Annotated in this window: 18 protein-coding genes; 7 read left to right on the plus strand and 11 right to left on the minus strand. The window is 34.8% G+C overall.

The window, feature by feature from the left end:
* Positions 1-116 precede the first annotated feature (116 nt).
* Together JNUCC25_RS28530 and JNUCC25_RS28535 are read right to left on the minus strand one after the other, a co-directional pair.
* Positions 117-344 carry a hypothetical protein gene (locus JNUCC25_RS28530; protein WP_454223466.1) on the minus strand — a complete coding sequence of 76 codons (228 nt, stop codon included), beginning with the start codon at positions 342-344 and terminating at the stop codon, positions 117-119.
* Between the two features lie 202 nt (positions 345-546).
* Positions 547-873, minus strand: coding sequence for a general stress protein (locus tag JNUCC25_RS28535; protein ID WP_454223467.1), 327 nt, complete (start codon positions 871-873; stop codon positions 547-549).
* Positions 874-1,125: 252 nt separating this feature from the next.
* Between JNUCC25_RS28535 and JNUCC25_RS28540 the strand changes: the two genes are divergently transcribed.
* The 4 genes from JNUCC25_RS28540 (at position 1,126) to JNUCC25_RS28555 (ending at position 3,089) form a co-directional block, all read left to right on the plus strand.
* Positions 1,126-1,551, plus strand: a complete 426-nt coding sequence (locus JNUCC25_RS28540) for a CBS domain-containing protein (protein WP_454223468.1) — start codon at positions 1,126-1,128, stop codon at positions 1,549-1,551.
* A 73-nt stretch (positions 1,552-1,624) separates the two neighbouring features.
* Positions 1,625-1,924, plus strand: coding sequence for an MTH1187 family thiamine-binding protein (locus JNUCC25_RS28545; protein ID WP_454223469.1), 300 nt, complete (start codon positions 1,625-1,627; stop codon positions 1,922-1,924).
* A gap of 159 nt (positions 1,925-2,083) precedes the next feature.
* Positions 2,084-2,578, plus strand: coding sequence for a general stress protein (locus tag JNUCC25_RS28550; RefSeq protein WP_454223470.1), 495 nt, complete (start codon positions 2,084-2,086; stop codon positions 2,576-2,578).
* Positions 2,579-2,927: 349 nt separating this feature from the next.
* Positions 2,928-3,089 (plus strand): hypothetical protein, encoded by a 162-nt coding sequence (locus JNUCC25_RS28555; RefSeq protein ID WP_454223471.1) that lies wholly within the window; start codon positions 2,928-2,930, stop codon positions 3,087-3,089.
* Between the two features lie 64 nt (positions 3,090-3,153).
* Here the strand turns inward: JNUCC25_RS28555 and JNUCC25_RS28560 are convergent, their stop codons facing one another.
* From JNUCC25_RS28560 to JNUCC25_RS28570, 3 genes are all read right to left on the minus strand, one after another.
* A complete protein-coding gene (locus tag JNUCC25_RS28560; RefSeq protein WP_454223472.1) occupies positions 3,154-4,806 on the minus strand; it encodes a thiamine pyrophosphate-binding protein in 1,653 nt (550 codons plus the stop codon).
* 5 nt (positions 4,807-4,811) lie between these two features.
* Positions 4,812-6,440 carry an ATP-binding protein gene (locus tag JNUCC25_RS28565; protein ID WP_454223473.1) on the minus strand — a complete coding sequence of 543 codons (1,629 nt, stop codon included), beginning with the start codon at positions 6,438-6,440 and terminating at the stop codon, positions 4,812-4,814.
* Positions 6,441-6,558: 118 nt separating this feature from the next.
* Positions 6,559-6,723, minus strand: a complete 165-nt coding sequence (locus JNUCC25_RS28570; protein WP_454223474.1) for a Spo0E family sporulation regulatory protein-aspartic acid phosphatase — start codon at positions 6,721-6,723, stop codon at positions 6,559-6,561.
* Positions 6,724-7,018: 295 nt separating this feature from the next.
* On the opposite strand from JNUCC25_RS28570, the gene JNUCC25_RS28575 reads away from it, so the two are divergent.
* Positions 7,019-7,918, plus strand: coding sequence for an Rpn family recombination-promoting nuclease/putative transposase (locus JNUCC25_RS28575; protein WP_454223475.1), 900 nt, complete (start codon positions 7,019-7,021; stop codon positions 7,916-7,918).
* 368 nt (positions 7,919-8,286) lie between these two features.
* On the opposite strand, the gene JNUCC25_RS28580 is transcribed toward JNUCC25_RS28575, so the two are convergent.
* The 4 genes from JNUCC25_RS28580 to JNUCC25_RS28595 form a co-directional block, all read right to left on the minus strand.
* A complete protein-coding gene (locus JNUCC25_RS28580; RefSeq protein ID WP_454223476.1) occupies positions 8,287-8,880 on the minus strand; it encodes a YdeI/OmpD-associated family protein in 594 nt (197 codons plus the stop codon).
* An 86-nt stretch (positions 8,881-8,966) separates the two neighbouring features.
* Positions 8,967-10,169, minus strand: coding sequence for a macrolide family glycosyltransferase (locus JNUCC25_RS28585; protein ID WP_454223477.1), 1,203 nt, complete (start codon positions 10,167-10,169; stop codon positions 8,967-8,969).
* A gap of 83 nt (positions 10,170-10,252) precedes the next feature.
* Positions 10,253-10,585 carry a YolD-like family protein gene (locus tag JNUCC25_RS28590; protein WP_454223478.1) on the minus strand — a complete coding sequence of 111 codons (333 nt, stop codon included), beginning with the start codon at positions 10,583-10,585 and terminating at the stop codon, positions 10,253-10,255.
* A 13-nt stretch (positions 10,586-10,598) separates the two neighbouring features.
* A complete protein-coding gene (locus tag JNUCC25_RS28595) occupies positions 10,599-11,864 on the minus strand; it encodes a Y-family DNA polymerase (RefSeq protein WP_454223479.1) in 1,266 nt (421 codons plus the stop codon).
* A gap of 144 nt (positions 11,865-12,008) precedes the next feature.
* On the opposite strand from JNUCC25_RS28595, the gene JNUCC25_RS28600 reads away from it, so the two are divergent.
* Positions 12,009-12,251 (plus strand): hypothetical protein, encoded by a 243-nt coding sequence (locus JNUCC25_RS28600; RefSeq protein WP_454223480.1) that lies wholly within the window; start codon positions 12,009-12,011, stop codon positions 12,249-12,251.
* Between the two features lie 124 nt (positions 12,252-12,375).
* On the opposite strand, the gene JNUCC25_RS28605 is transcribed toward JNUCC25_RS28600, so the two are convergent.
* Both JNUCC25_RS28605 and JNUCC25_RS28610 read right to left on the minus strand, forming a co-directional pair.
* The gene (locus JNUCC25_RS28605; protein ID WP_454223481.1) at positions 12,376-12,819 is read right to left on the minus strand and encodes a hypothetical protein; all 444 of its coding nucleotides are present in this window, start codon (positions 12,817-12,819) and stop codon (positions 12,376-12,378) included.
* 224 nt (positions 12,820-13,043) lie between these two features.
* Complete coding sequence (locus JNUCC25_RS28610; protein WP_454223482.1) at positions 13,044-13,556, minus strand: hypothetical protein; 513 nt, start codon at positions 13,554-13,556, stop codon at positions 13,044-13,046.
* A gap of 814 nt (positions 13,557-14,370) precedes the next feature.
* Between JNUCC25_RS28610 and JNUCC25_RS28615 the strand changes: the two genes are divergently transcribed.
* The gene (locus JNUCC25_RS28615) at positions 14,371-15,600 is read left to right on the plus strand and encodes a Ger(x)C family spore germination protein (protein WP_454223483.1); all 1,230 of its coding nucleotides are present in this window, start codon (positions 14,371-14,373) and stop codon (positions 15,598-15,600) included.
* Positions 15,601-15,608 lie beyond the last annotated feature (8 nt).

Here is a 15,608-nt window from a genome sequence, read left to right on the forward strand (position 1 = left end):
TAAGTGTTTATGCGTATATTCTAAAGTTTTTAGCGAAAGGCTAAGCCCCTAACCCAGGGACTTCGAATATAGCATCATCGATTTAACATATAACAAATAGCTCTTAATATAAATTTTTACATCTGAGCGAGTTCTTCAGATAATTTTTTTGATTTAGCTTTTAATTGTTCTTTTTGGCCTTCCAGGTCCGTAACTACAGTTAAAGCTTCTGAATTCTCGGGGTTTTCCTTAAGTTGTTTTAGCATAGCTATAAGTGAATCTGAAATTTTTATTAAATTTTTGTTCACTTCATCTTGCTTTTTTAAATTAATAATTTCATATTCCTTCTCTTCAATATTATTCATCATCCTACATCCTTTCTTTCAATATGTACCTGAAAATAAATTCCCCATTCTTTTAAAAGCCTATAACAAATATCACAAATAAAATGATTTAGCCATGCAGTATGTGAAAGCAATGGTCATAATCTAATCTTATTAAAAGGAATGTAATTAAACGTTAATGAAAGAGAACCTACTTAATAGGTCCTCTTTTATATTTTTGGCATTAACCTGCTTTTGTTGCAATTACTAGTACACGTCCTTGATCTAATTCCCTTTCATATTGCTGAGCTTCTACATCTGATAATCCTAAAGAATGGATTTTAGAACGTAATTCATCTCCACGGGATCGGAAAACGTTGGCCATTAAATCAAATGCTCCTTGTTCTGAAACACCGATATCGTTCGTCTCTAATGCTTCCGTTAAGTCTTTAGAACGATTTTTATCATGAGCTAATAAATATACTTCGTCTTTTGTGTATCCTCGATTTAGAAATTGTTCAATTACTTCTTTTGCTTGAACTCCGTTTTCTACTACTCTTACATTTTTCATAAAACAACCTCCTTTTATAGTTACATAATATGTACCCATTTCTAAGAAATAAAAATCATTTTTATACTCAATAATAAATTTTAAAAATCTTGCTGCAAGTTCTTCCATTCTATGTTTCAGGTCATCTATTAAGTTACTTCCTTCTCCTTAAAATCTAAAGCCGTAGGAATTAAAACTCAGGATTACGTTTTGGAAGATGATGTACGGGAATGAAATGAAATAAGACAGCTATTAAATGAAGGAGGAATTGTTATGAATATAACAGAAGTAATGACCTCAAATGTTGAGAGCTGTAACCTTAAAAGTTCTTGTGGTGAGGTAGCTACTATGATGAAGAATCTAGATGTAGGGATTATTCCAATTTGTGAAGACGATAAGCTAATAGGATTAGTAACGGATCGTGATTTAGTTGTCAATGGATTAGCCAATAATTTTAATGCCAATACACAAATATCTGAAATGATTACTACGGATGTCATTTCCGGTACAAAACACACGTCTGTAGAGCAAGCTACAGAAATCATGTCTCAGTACCAAATACGCAGGCTTCCCATTGTAGAAGATGGGAAACTCATTGGAATAGTTTCCTTGGGTGATTTAGCAGTAAGTAATGATTCAAATCAAAAAGCAGGAAAAGCCCTTGAGGACATCTCAGTTCCTGCTGAGCCTAATAAATAAAAGTCAAGAGACTTTATATAAGTAGTTTCTTTCCCAATTGAAAGCACACACTTATGAGGAAGGAGTAGATACTATGCCCTTATTAGATATAAGTATTATACCTGTTGGAACAGATTCAACAAGCTTTAGTTCAGAAGTGATTAATGCTGTACGTAAGGTTAAGGGAAAGAACTTACATTATGATGTAACACCCACCTCTACTGTAATAGAAGGAGACCTTGAACAGTTATGGCAAGTAGCAAAAGACATACACCAAGAGGCAATCTCCAGTGGGCCTAATCGAATTATCACAAACATACGTATTGATCATCGAAAAGATAAGAAAACAGATATGAGTCATCAAATAGATACTGTAGAAAATGCATTAGACTAGTTTTTAACACTTATTTAAAATTTATAAGTCTAATTAAAAGAACGTTGCTATATATACGAAAAAAAGATAGTAATTAGTATTTACTGATTGAGGAGTAATCCTTTCGCTGGCCTTTTATCTTATTCAAAAATGGGATTCTTTATTTGGGAGGAGATAAAAATGGAACGAATTGCAAAGAGAGTTGTAGGAGTATATAAGTCAGAGCAAGAAGCCATTGCAGCCGTAGAGGACCTGAAAACACAGGGATATGCTACACGTGACATCTCCATCCTTGGGAGAGATAGTAGGGAGGTAGACACAGTAACGGAAGAAACAGATACCGAAGTTGTTGATGGAATTACAACAGGTGCACTAACTGGTGGAGCTCTTGGAGGGCTAACAGGTTTATTAGCAGGAGCTGGTGCACTTGCTATCCCAGGAATAGGACCAATTGTTGCTGCAGGACCCATTGCAACTGTGTTAACTGGCGCTGTAACGGGTGCAGGAGTAGGAGGTTTAACAGGAGCTCTTGTTGGAATAGGTATTCCTAAAGAGGAAGCTAAATACTATGGTAACTCAGTCAAAGAAGGAAAAATCCTAGTACTTGTTGATGAAAAGGAGAAATTCGGCCGAAATAGAGAGCAAAAGCCACCTCTGTCAGGAAGAATTCTTTGAACCTGAATAAAAATAAAAAAGATGGTTCACTGTTTATATAAAGGATGAATGTGTAGATGAGTATCTGTTAAAGGTTGTATACAATATGGGGAATGATGAGGTTTGAAAGACTTTGTAGTAAGTTAACCTAAAACGTTGCCTGTAATGAAGGTATATTTACCTGCTTAGTAAAAGAAATTTATAAGGACACTCATTACGTGAAATTTCATGTAAAAAAGGTCTGTATCTATTTTGATACAGACCTTTTTTACAATATTTATGGAAGTCTTCCTTAAGGGAAGTTAATAAATAAGCTTTTATTTTTACAATTCATGACATAATAAAATATACTATTGAGGTGAAAATTGGTATGTATAACAAGATTCTAGTAGCATTTGATGGTTCTAAACCTTCTATTCACGCTCTCCAACAGGACAAAAGAAATGATACTGAATTAGGCAATGAATTTCAAGTTGGAAACACGAATTCACAGAGCCGGAAAAAGAGTGGACGTCAAATAAATAAAGAGTAAATCCCATTCTTCAAAGATAATAAGAAGCCTTAGTTTAAATTTATAATCTGAACTAAGGCTTTTTTTATACTCTGTTTAAGATAGGTGGTATTTCATTGGGATCAACTATCACTTCTATAACTGAAGGAATAGTTTTGTATTCCAACGCTTCTCTAATAGCATCCTCTATTTCACTTTTATTTCTACACCTATAAGCAATAGCTCCTAATGATTCTGCGAACTTCTTAATATTAGTTTTTTCTTTATACTTGGCTCCAACCGAGCGATTTAACCATTGTTTCATCCCTTTATCAACCATATCCAAGCCGCCATTGTTAAATACAATAAATATTACTGCAATGCCTTCATTTACAGCTGTTGCAATTTCGGTGCCGTGCATGAGTGTACATCCATCGCCAGTGAGGCATACAATAGGTTTATGCGGTGAAGCTATTTTAGCACCTATTGCATAACCAATAGCATGTCCCATAGTCCCAAACACATCATCAAAAAAGAAAGTGTCCGGCTCATAGATATCGTAGTACTTAATAGCAAAAAAAGTATGACTTCCATCGTCCCCAAATAATATTGTGTCATCTGGTAAATGTCTACGAAGCTCTTTAATTGCAGTAGCTGCTGATATATAATGTGAACTTTCACTTAGCTCTTCAGTTTGATTTTTTTCATTCCCTTGTTCTTGGGCAAGTAAATTAATTGGTGCTAAGGAAGTTGAATCCATGCCATTTACTTTCTTTTTGAGTTCTTCTAAGTTTCTTTTTGCATCCCCTTGTATAACTAGGGTTGGAACTGAAATTGATTTCCCTGAAAAGGTGGTGTCTATATCAAATTGAATAATTTTCTTAGGCTTATAACTCTCTTTGAATCCTGCTAAAGACATATCGCTTAACTTACTTCCAATTACAATCATGAGATCTATATTAGATTGCAAATACTTCGTCGCTCTTTCTGTACCACCTAAGCCAAATGCACCTAAAGATAAAGAATGGTTAGTAGAAAAAGTACCTTTTCCACCAGGAGTTGTAATAACCGGAATCCCCCATTTTTCAGCAAGCCACTTTACTTCCTCATAGGCTTTAGAAATCTGTACACCTTTCCCTAAAAATAGTATTGGATTTTCTGCTTCATTTAATTGATGTATTACGCTCTCCAATTGTGTTGATACGACAGGAATTTCTCTTGGTAATTCAAATTTGAAAGGGTTAATTTCTTCTATTAACACTTCAAAAGGAATAGAAAGATGGACCGGGCCTTTAACCCCCACACATGCTTTTTCAATAGCATGTTTAAAATATAATTCAAACTGTTCTTTTCGCTCAACTCGTGCACTAAATAACGTTACGGACTCAAACATTTTTACTAAGTCTGTTCCAAACATTGAGGAATCTTGCCCTAAAGCTTTTCCCGTATCTTTTATGGACGGATGGCCTGTAATAAACAAAACAGGGAGATGATATGCTTTAGCCTGACCAGCAGATGTCAAAAGATTTGTTCCTCCAGGGCCAGAGGTTCCTATTGCAACCCCAATAGTATCTTTTATCAATGAATAGCCTGATGCTGCAAACCCTGCTCCATTTTCATGCCTAGTAACTATAAATTCTAGCCCGTTATCCTCTATTTCAGTTAATATAGGAACGATAGGTTTACCTGGGATCCCAAAGATATGAGTAACTCCCCATTCTTTAAAATGATCTATTAATAAAGAAACTACTGTTTTCATGTTAGTCATATACCTTCCTGTTGAGAGTAAGCTGGTAAATAAAGCGTAAAAGTTGAACCCTTATCTTTTATAGAGTTAACCCTTATTTTTCCTCCATGGGATTCAATAATTTGATAAGAAATATGTAAACCAAGCCCTATTCCTCTTTCTTTTGTAGAAAAAAAGGGCTTAGATATGCTTTCTAGCTCTTTTGCGGTCATTCCAACTCCATTATCTCGAACCACAATTTTTATTTGTTCTGTTTCTTCGTTAAAATCTAGAGATACTGTTATTTCTCCACCATCTTGCATTGCATCAATAGCATTTTGAAGTAGATTAATCAGCACTTGTTTAATTTGTGATTCATCCACTTCAGTTTTTAACGAATTTTTCTTATTTTTATATTTAATTTCAATATTATGTAATAGAGCATGACTTTTTACAAGGGCAACTGTATTTTTTATTAATACATCAATATCACATGACTTTCGTTTAAATAACGTAGGCTTCCCTAGTGAAGCAAATTGATTAGTTAAATCCTTTATTCTTTCCAATTCTTTAGATATAATGTTCAAATAATTTTCTTGAGTATTGAGGTCTATATCTGGCTTTTGTAAGAGTTGAATTAAACCAATAATAGCTGTTAGAGGATTTTTAATTTCATGTGCAAAGCCAGTTCCCAGTATCCCTAGGGTAGATAGCTTTTCCGATGCAATAACTTGCTCCTGTAGTTTATAAAATTCACTCATATCTCTAAACTGTAGAAAAGCCCCATTTAACTTTTGATAACTATCAAATAAAGGTAAAACATCTACCAGGCATCTAATTAAGTTTTCTTTATGTTCATTATCTATATCAACTTCGATATTTTTAAGAGGTTTTTTAGTTTGAAGAACAGAGTCAATATATTTCTCCACTATCTCCACTTGTTTGTTTTCAAAATAACCTGCGAAATTCTCTTGGGCTTCAAATAAATTCTTTGCAGCCTCATTAAAACTTCTTATTTTCCCTTTTGTATCTGTAATCAAAATACCATCTTGAGTTGAATGCATAAGTATTTGATTTAATAAATCTAACTTATAATTTTGTTCTTGGAGCTTTAATTCGCGTTCGATTGAATCAATAGCTGAAGATAAAAGCCCTAAATGTAAAGAGCTAGCATAATCAATAGTCGTCATTAAAGAGATAGTACCACTTAATACTTGAGAAGGAGAATAATAAAAAGGTGCAGAAAAACATGCTGCGCTATGTAGTACTTCTTGAAAATGGTTTTTACCAATAATCTCAACAGGTTTTTTTAACTGAAGGGCTAATGAAATAGAATTAGTTCCAACATCTCTCTCATCAAATCGCACCCCGGGTGTTATTCCTAGGCTATCAACCATTTGTTGAATAGTTTTATCTCCATACATGTCTAGGATAAATCCATTTTCATTAGAAACTACCACTAATGTAGGGATTCCTTTTGAATATTCTAAAATTTTCTCCATGAAATACCTTGTTACTTGGAGAATACTTTCATATTTAGAATTTTGTCGTTGTAATTCTTTTCTTATTAAACACACTTTGGGAATTGGTATATCTTTAGGGTTTAAATGATATAATGTTTCACATCTTTCATGTGATTGTATTATATACTTTTCTGTAGTTTCCAAAGTTGATGCCTCCCAAATTTATATATCCGAATACACTTCTTATAAAGTACAGTTTTAAACATTAATCCACTCTCTCACGGGATATTACTTTATGACTAGTTTGATATCTAGCTATATATTAGTCAATGGAATTTATCATTTTTTGATAAATGAAAATTTTCTTATCTAGTTCTTGACTTAGTTTAAGGATGTCTCCATCACAATATTCGTGATTGTCCTTTGCTAAGCTATAGATGATTTTTTGTAAAGTCTTAATCTCCTTTTCCAGCTGAGATAGGTTCATTGAGGTTCTTCATCCTCCAAGACAGTTTATTTTAACTACCTTATAATACCATTCATTAGAGCATTAATAATTAACTTTTTATATTAATATCGGTATAAACATAAAGTTCATATAGTTATTTGATTTATATAGATTCCATTACCTTTATAGTTTTAGTAATGATTAAGATTTTTCAATTAAGGTGTTGAATGTTTTTTTTTAAAAATTATCTTCGTAATGAATGAAACATATTCTGAAGAAGAAAAAGTATAACTCGTGTTATACTAAGAGAAAAGAATAACTGATGGAGGATATAATGACAAAACGATTAGACTTACGTGTCGATTTTGCCTTTAAATCTCTTTTTGGAACGCATGGAAATGAGTCTATCTTAGCCGCGTTTTTAAATGCAGCTCTACGTTTACCAGAAGAAAAGAAAATTACAACGGTTCATTTATTAGATCCACATTTTAATAAAGAAAATCAGGAAGATAAACGCTCTATTCTTGATGTTCATGCTCGACTAGAAGACGGAACTCGTATAAATATTGAAATTCAACTTAATAATAAACATGATATGGAAAAAAGAACGCTTTACTATTGGTCTAAAATGTATAGTAGTCAAATGAAGGAAGGAATGGACTACGGGGAACTATGCCAAACTATTACCATTAACATTGTCAACTTCCGTTATTTATCTCATATCAACCATTATCATTCAGTGTTTCAATTATATGAGCGTGAAGAAAAGTTGTTACTAACGGACATGTTAGAGATCCATTTTATGGAACTTCCCAAACTACTTATAAAATGGCGTAAAAAAGAAGTTGATCCAAGGGAAGATCAATTAGTACGGTGGTTATTATTACTTGAAGCATCGGAAGATGAAGAAATCACTCAAATATTGGAGGAGATTGCGATGCAAGAAGATCAAGTATTGAAAAAAGCAATAGATGAATGGGAACGTGTCAGTCAAGATCCTGAGGTTTTACTTGCTTATGAAGCAAGAAAAAAGGCTTTATTGGATGAAAAATCTGCCTTGAGAAGAGCTGAAAACCTTGGAGAGAAAAGAGGAAGAGCTGAAGGAAGAGAAGAAGGTAGGAAAGAAACCATTAAAACGATGGCCCGTGGGATGATTCAAAAAGGGATAGACAATAAAACGATAAGTGACCTTACAGGGCTATCACAAGAAGAAATTAATAATCTTCGACATTAATAAAATGGATAAAAAAGATTACCTTATCATCTAATAGGTAATCTTTTTTCTATCTTCATATTTTACAACATATGATTTTCTTATCTTTAAATGTGAACAGAATCTTTAATATGAGGTAGAGGCTATACATATTCCTCATCAAGATTAGTCATGTGTCATCCAGCGTATCAAAATGCAGTAGCAGGTGGATATGTGATGGTTTCATTTGCTGTCATTAGCATTAAAACAAAGATATATTAAACATATAGGTTATGTTATAATAGTGTTGGGAATAATACGTGAATCATTTAATGTATTCAACGTAGCAAAGAGCCACTTGTTTTATACAAGTGGCTTCTTTATATTGGCTATGTTTTAAATACAACCTACTAATCATTTAACCCTTTTCCGTTAAGGATGTTCTCCATGTATTTCTCAATTCTTGCCTCTCTGGTTTTAGATTGTTTAGCTGTAGAAAAATAAAGAATATATGCTCTTTGTCGTCCTGGAGTCAATGCTTCAAAAGCCGTTTTTAAAGCAGGTGTTTCATCGAATTTATGTTGAAGTTCTTCAGGGATGACCATTTCTTCAGGCTTTTTAGCTTCCACCTTCAAACCGTTTTTTTCAACTTCAATGGCTTCATAAATATAAGCTTTCAAGATGTCTTCCTTTTCAACTATTTCTTGCACATTGGTAAACCGAATCTGGCGAGCTCCTTGTACATTCTCTGTTTGTTGGATTAGGACGCTATGAGAATCCTGTAACAAAGCACCTTTAGGAAACAGAAGCGCACAATATTCTTTAAAACCATGTATTAAAACAATATTCTTTTTCTCGAACGTGTAACAAGGATTCATCCATTTGAATTCCTCAGCCAACTCACATTCAAGAACAATCTTCCTCAACGCCTCATATTCTTCCTTCCACTTTTTAGCTCTATCTAAAAATTCATCAACCTTAGGATTCAGTCTATTATTTGTCATCAATGAGCACCCCTTTTTAATTTTCCTTCTACTTTCCCTTTAATTTTTGAATGAATTTTAATACTTCTTTCTTACATAATCTCTATTTAAATATTAAATTGACTTTTAAATTTGAAAATCTCATCTACAGCTTGACGGTATCCCCCTGATTTTTGAAAAGATTCTCTTATATCTGTAAGAGCCTTCTGAAAGGTGGAATGTTCTAACACATGAATCACGGTTTCACATAGTTGATTTACAGTTAAATTTTGCATTTGCAACTTCATTCCAACTCCAAGATGCTCAACTTGTTGAGCAATTACCGGCTGATCTGCGCTTTGTGGGATTACAATAAGTGGAACCCCATAATAGAAACCTTCATTGGTGCTATTCATTCCACCATGTGTGATAAATAATTTCGTGTGCTTTAGCACGTCAGTTTGTGGAACGTAATTTTTCACAATAAAGTTTTTAGGTATTTCCCCTAAATCAGATAGTTGAGTTTTTCCACCAATAGACATAACGACGGTATAGTCAGTGTTCTCAAAAGCTTTAAAGCAAAGTTTATAGAAATCAATCTCTTGATTAAAAACAGTACCTAATGAAATGTAAATAACGTTTTTTCCTTTTAATACAGAAAAATCGAAGCTTCCTTGTGGTTCCATTGTAGCAATAGATGGTCCTACGAATTTGTATGTTTGATCAAACATTTCTCCAGAAGGCTGAAATTTCCTCGTTGTATATACAATAGTAAGTGGTGCAGGATTACAAAAAACTTCGTAAGGAGAAGTGATTTCAACTCCATATTTCTCTTTAATCTTTCTTGTTAAGCTTTGGAATTCACTATTTATTCTGTTAGCATGTTCCGGTGGAATACTTTGCGAAAGGTGTTCGTACATTCTTTTAAATGATAGTTCGTTTTGAGCAAAAGATGTGCATGAGTTAATGGCCGGGAGGTTTAGAATTTGAGAAAGTAAACGCCCGCACCCAAACATAGAGTCGTGAATGATGTAATCAAAATGTTCTCCCTGTATCTGTTCAAGAACGCTAGGTATAACGATCTCTGCTGTATGTAAAAGGCCGTTAATTCTTTCGAGCAAATAATTTCTTCCCCCTGAGATGAAAGCTTTTAAAAATTTTTGACCGTCAAATGTTCTCACATCAGCTCCCGTCTTTTCAATACGTTCTCGAAACTCTTCTATTGAAAAGTATACGACCTCTTCTCCACGCAAAATAAGCTCCTGTACAACTCCAATGGTTGGATTGACATGTCCTTCTGATCCACCATTAATAAATAAAACACGTGCCAATATAACTCCTCCTTAAGTTAAATATTATTTGGATGCCACTGAGAACTCTTACTTAACTTAAAATAATGAAACTACATTTAATTTTAAACGAATCGAACATCAATTAGTTCACTTAGCCTCATTTTGTTCTTTAATTCAAACACTTCATCGATAAAAACAAACAAATTCCCCAGGGAATCAACAAATTGTATGAATCCTGTTTCGGTTATACGTTGCCCGTTCTTATAATATGTAAGATATACTTGTTTATTTGTATGTAAGGCTTCAATCAATGTAAAATTGATTTGTTCCATTTGCTCTTCGGTTAAAAGAGGTTGATCTACCTCTAGTTGCTTGTTTATAACTTCCTTTAATCCTATGTATTGCTCTGGCATAGTGGCGAATGGACGCCATTTTTTCATTCCTCTAGGTTCCATCTCTTTTTCCTCCTTAGGCTTTATGGCCACCCATAAGGCCATTTCGATAACGAGCTGTTGAATGAGGAAGGTGACTAGACGCACGTAGTACACTATTCTTGCCATAACGCAGACGAATGTCATCAATCGTTTTAGCAAGAGCATGGGCTCTTTCACGCTGGTCAATGTCCTCAAATAAGCTCATTTGCTCCTCTTCTTGAATACTAGTGTTGGATAATGAAATGCCAATGGAGCGAATCGGCATGCCACTATCAAAGGTATGTAAAATGGTTAAACAGTACGGAAAGATATCTTGGCTTAAGTTCGAAGCTCTTCCCATTTTCTTTTGTCTTGAGAAGCCGCCGCCTGTTTGTTTGCTGTAGCCAATGGATAAATGAATGGTTTGTGCGACGACCTGATGCATCCGTAAGCGAAAACAAACATCATCCAATAGCTCTAACAGCAATAACTCCACTTCTTTCCGGTTTGTATAATCGCGAAAGAGTATCTGACTTTTTCCAAAGGAACGAGAGCTAGGAATGTACACATCGGAAATGCGGCTGTAATCAATCCCATTCGCATGTTGGTGTATTTCTTCCCCCAGGACACCAAATTCGTTACGTAATATCTCTACAGAAGACAGAGCGAGTTCTTTTATGGAATGAATCCCCAAACGATTCAAGCGCCTTTCCGTAGCAGACGAGATCCCCCAGAAATCCTTCATCGGATGAATGGACCACAACTTAAAGGGAATATCCTTATATCGCCAATAGGCAACTCCTGTTGGGCTATTCTTGGCTTCATGATCTAAGCTCACCTTCGCCAGTAAGAGATTAGGACCGATACCTGCAGTAGCTGTCAGCCGTGTCTTGCGATAAATCTCGTTGATGATTTTATGGGCCAGTTCTTCTGGTGTTTGAGCGAATAAATGCAAAGAAGCTGTCGCATCAATAAACAACTCATCAATGCTATAGGCATGAAAGTCTTCAGGAGCCACATACTGTAACACCAAACTAGAAATATAGTTCGAAGCCTTGATATATCTCTCCATGGATGGATTCACCACATGGATATCTTTCCTTTTAGGAATGTCGAAAAGACGACTTCCGGTTTTGATTCCTTCTTTCTTTAATAAGGGTGTGGCAGCTAACACAACAGATCCCGACCGTTTGATATCTCCTACAACAGCAAGCTTTGTTTTCAACGGATTTAAACCCCGTATGACAGATGAAACTGAAGCGAAAAAGCTTTTCATGTCTATACAAATAATGACTCTGCTTGGTAGCTGCTCATAGTTCATTGGAAGTACTCCTGAATAAAGAACGTTTGTTCTTTATTATATACGAACAAACGTTCTTTATTCAATGGAATCTTTTCCCGATTATTGTTACTATAATAAGAGAGAAGAACGTTGGGTATGAATTGAGAGGGGGAGGGATGACCAGTGAATAGGAAAGTTTCGAACTATATTATCTTTTTTGTATGGTTTTTGTTCTTAGTTCTTTTATGGATTTTCGTATCGCTCTTTAAAGGTGAAAATGGACAGTGGTGGTCTATGTATCGTTTGAATCCAGATAAATATGGGCCGTGGGCTTTAGAACTTTCTTACATAAAGATTGTTATTGCTGCTGTTATCTCGTTAGTAACAGCTTCTATGGTGAGTTTTGGTTTCAAAAGACATAAATAAAAAGATCAAACTCCTTATCACCAGAGTTTGATCTTTTGCTTTAATGCTTGCTCGCCACTTCTCAACAGTTCCTTTAGTATTTTGAAAATATATATTAAGGCAGTAGTCAGAAAATAAAAAAATACTAACTGGGTTGTTCAGTAAGTACCCAAGGAACTTCTATTTCAAAATTAAGTTGCAGTACAGGTCTAGTAAATCCGTCAGGGACAAATTCTAAATTGTTGGAAAAGCTAATATGTAGGTTATTGCTTATTTCAACTGCATCATCTGCATTTATAATTTCTAGAGACGTTTTGTCAGATACCTTACCTACCATATGATAGCAACCAATATAGAAGTGTAGTCCAGTTTCTTGAGGATCAAAATGTGATAAGTGATTACAATGAGAAGGATTAATACCTAGTCTGTTAAAAAACTGAAGCTCTATCTCTGATCGTGACTTCATAGCTTCATAGAAGTTTAGACAATATAGACAATCGCACAAATCCCACTTCTTCAAATACTGTTTTTTTGTTTCTTCAACATCCACCTCTAAGATCCAATTATTAATTTTTATCGTTTGATACAAAGTCTTCACTTCCCATACTTAGACTATTTAGAAGTTACTTTCAGTTGCAGAATTCTTTATCTTCTATCCATTGGTGATTATGAACAACCTCGTGAGCCCTACTGCTGAGTATAGCCCAAGAAGCATCAATTTCTCTTCTGTCTAAAACTAACTCTTATACTCACCTGTAGCAATTCGTATATAGGGTTTTATCGCTTTATCATAGGGTGCAAAAAAAGTAGCACTTACTCGTTTTTTCCGTTTAATCTCCTCTTTAGTTTCTGAATAGCTTTTAATACTTCATTCCTGTTTTTAGCAAGCTTCATCCACTTTGGAAGTCGACTCTCAACACTTAAATAATAGGGATGTGATTCCCTAATTTCAGCTTCTATATAGCTTTCCATATAACTTAAATGCTCTAAGTTTAATGCCCATAAGACGTTTCCACTACATTCAATCTGCAAGTAGAGTGGAAGTTTAAAATACCAGTCACAGGGGTCCCCAGTTAAAATTACTTCATAGTTAGCTTTAGGTTCATATGAGACCCGTGCTTCTCCGTAACCGTTTGCTTTTGTAACTTTGTCTTTTGTTGCTCCGCAAGCAGTACAAACAAACCTTCTTCTGACGTTAGCAACATAGGGACTCGGATTATCTAAAGCTATGACTTTTGCACAAGAGGCACAATGTGGACAAACTACTAGAAACTCATATCCTAGTCCTATAAGGGTGTTATTTTTATTTAGAAATGTTTTTTTCAAGACATTTTCCCCTTTGAATTTATTAATTCATGTTAACCAAACAATGGAACTACAACATCAATTCTAGCTTTAATCTTATATTAATCACCAGCCGCAAATACTAATTTATTTAGCTTCAGTGCTTCTAAGCAAAGCCCCTCTAATGCTTTAGCAAATGTTCTCGCCTTCAGATCTATCTCCGTTTATTCTACTAGAAAACGTTCGTAAAAGTGTATAATCCAAAAGAGACGTTCGTAATTTAATTTTAAACTTAAACAAACGATAAAAATGATAGATATTATACCTAAAAGCAAAGTCCGTAAAGGTATACGCTTACGAACAAGGAAAATATACATAATTTTGAATGACACATTTCTAACCTATAATTAATTACATTTAAGTCAAATTACATATAGATTGAAAGAACGTAAATAACCCCTGGTATTCACAATTATTTATGAATTTTTATCTTCTCTACTAATCAAAGCTAAACCAAAAACTAAAAAACGTGTTAGTTAGTTTAACAATTCATAAAGGAAAGATAAAGCCCATCCACTTAGGGGACTGACTCCTAGGTTGATGGGCTTTTTTTATCTATTTCATACTATATTATCTCAACCATCCTCTACTTCTCTTTCACATAAAAATTCGATATATGGTTAAAATATCCAAAGATAAGAAAGTGCTGAAACTATGTCTTTATCCTTTGAAAATCAAAACATAATAAAGAACTGCCACCATGATACTACAAATTAATATACGGATTATACAGTAGAACATATACAGGATTCATTTTTTATGCGTCCAAACCAAGACAGCGAAGAAGGTGACAATAATGAAACGTAAAGGGGCTTTTCTTTTACTGCTGATGACGATGATGGTCTTGCTCTCCAGTTGTTGGAGTAAAAAGGAGTTAACTGACCTGGCCATTGTATCAGCAATGGGTGTCGACAAAACTAAAGGTGGGAAATATCATCTAACGTTCCAAATTATTAATCCAGGGAATGTGGCAGGAGGTATGCAAGGAGGAGGTGGTGGTGCACAAAGTCCACCTATTACGATCTATTCAGCTTCGGGAGACAATCTAGTCGAAGCAAGTAGACGAGCCTCCAGCAGAATTTCGCGGAGATTGTATTATGCTCACACAAACTTGGTCGTGGTTGGGGAAAAGCTAGCCAAAGAAGAAGGGCTTAATCTATTAATTGATGCGTTTGATCGGGATCCAGAATTTCGGACCACCGCAGGCGTCGTGATTGCAAATCATTCCACTGCCGCAGATCTCGTCAAAACATTAACGCCAGTTGATAAAATTCCAGCGAATAAAGTGCTGAAAACCTTAGAATTCACAGAAAGAAAATGGGGAGAGAACGTAAAAGTATCACTCCAAGACATAATGATGGGACTCGAATCTCCTGGGGGTGGAACCGTCGTAAGTGGATTTCGTCTAGTTGGGAATCATAAACAAGCACGAATGTTAGATAACCTTCAAGAGAGTGCGCCAGAAGCAACGCTTCATGCTTCTGGAATCGCCGTTTTAAAAAAAGGAAAGTTAGTAGATTGGCTTTATGGAAAACCAGCAAGAGGAACGGTATGGATTCTCGATAAAATCCAAGGCACGGATATTAATATTGATTGGGAAGGGAAAAAAGAGGCTATCGCTTATCAAACTGTGCGCCAAAAAACAAGCGTGTCCGCCCAAGTGAAAAATGGGCAACCTCATATTTCTGTTCATACGCGTGTTGAAGGAGATATTAGTGAAATGGACGTACCTGTGGATATCACCAATCCAAAGGTCATTACAAAAATCGAACAATCCGTGAAGAAAGAAATTAAAAAAGAGCTGAAGAAAGCTATTGAACGTGCGCAAAAAAACAAAACGGATATTTTGGGGTTTGGCGAAGTAGTTCATCGTACTAGACCAAATCAATTTAAGAAATTAAAAATGGAATGGAATGGTGTGTACTTTCCAAAGTTAGATGTAGATATTACAGTGGAAGCCTATGTACGTCGCGCTGGCTTACGAAATAAATCGTTTCTTTCAGGGGTAAAAGAGAATCAAAAGTAAGAAAAAGG

This window comes from Priestia sp. JNUCC 25, assembly GCF_053667915.1.

Bases quoted from the DNA above. Each gene is read 5' to 3' on its own strand.
- JNUCC25_RS28615 (WP_454223483.1), top strand. From the start codon at position 14,371: ATGAAACGTAAAGGGGCTTTTCTTTTACTGCTGATGACGATGATGGTC.
- JNUCC25_RS28530 (WP_454223466.1), bottom strand. From the start codon at position 344: ATGAATAATATTGAAGAGAAGGAATATGAAATTATTAATTTAAAAAAG.
- JNUCC25_RS28590 (WP_454223478.1), bottom strand. From the start codon at position 10,585: ATGGAACCTAGAGGAATGAAAAAATGGCGTCCATTCGCCACTATGCCA.
- JNUCC25_RS28540 (WP_454223468.1), top strand. From the start codon at position 1,126: ATGAATATAACAGAAGTAATGACCTCAAATGTTGAGAGCTGTAACCTT.
- JNUCC25_RS28575 (WP_454223475.1), top strand. From the start codon at position 7,019: ATGACAAAACGATTAGACTTACGTGTCGATTTTGCCTTTAAATCTCTT.
- JNUCC25_RS28570 (WP_454223474.1), bottom strand. From the start codon at position 6,723: ATGAACCTATCTCAGCTGGAAAAGGAGATTAAGACTTTACAAAAAATC.
- JNUCC25_RS28545 (WP_454223469.1), top strand. From the start codon at position 1,625: ATGCCCTTATTAGATATAAGTATTATACCTGTTGGAACAGATTCAACA.
- JNUCC25_RS28535 (WP_454223467.1), bottom strand. From the start codon at position 873: ATGAAAAATGTAAGAGTAGTAGAAAACGGAGTTCAAGCAAAAGAAGTA.
- JNUCC25_RS28550 (WP_454223470.1), top strand. From the start codon at position 2,084: ATGGAACGAATTGCAAAGAGAGTTGTAGGAGTATATAAGTCAGAGCAA.
- JNUCC25_RS28560 (WP_454223472.1), bottom strand. From the start codon at position 4,806: ATGAAAACAGTAGTTTCTTTATTAATAGATCATTTTAAAGAATGGGGA.
- JNUCC25_RS28555 (WP_454223471.1), top strand. From the start codon at position 2,928: ATGTATAACAAGATTCTAGTAGCATTTGATGGTTCTAAACCTTCTATT.
- JNUCC25_RS28595 (WP_454223479.1), bottom strand. From the start codon at position 11,864: ATGAACTATGAGCAGCTACCAAGCAGAGTCATTATTTGTATAGACATG.
- JNUCC25_RS28580 (WP_454223476.1), bottom strand. From the start codon at position 8,880: ATGACAAATAATAGACTGAATCCTAAGGTTGATGAATTTTTAGATAGA.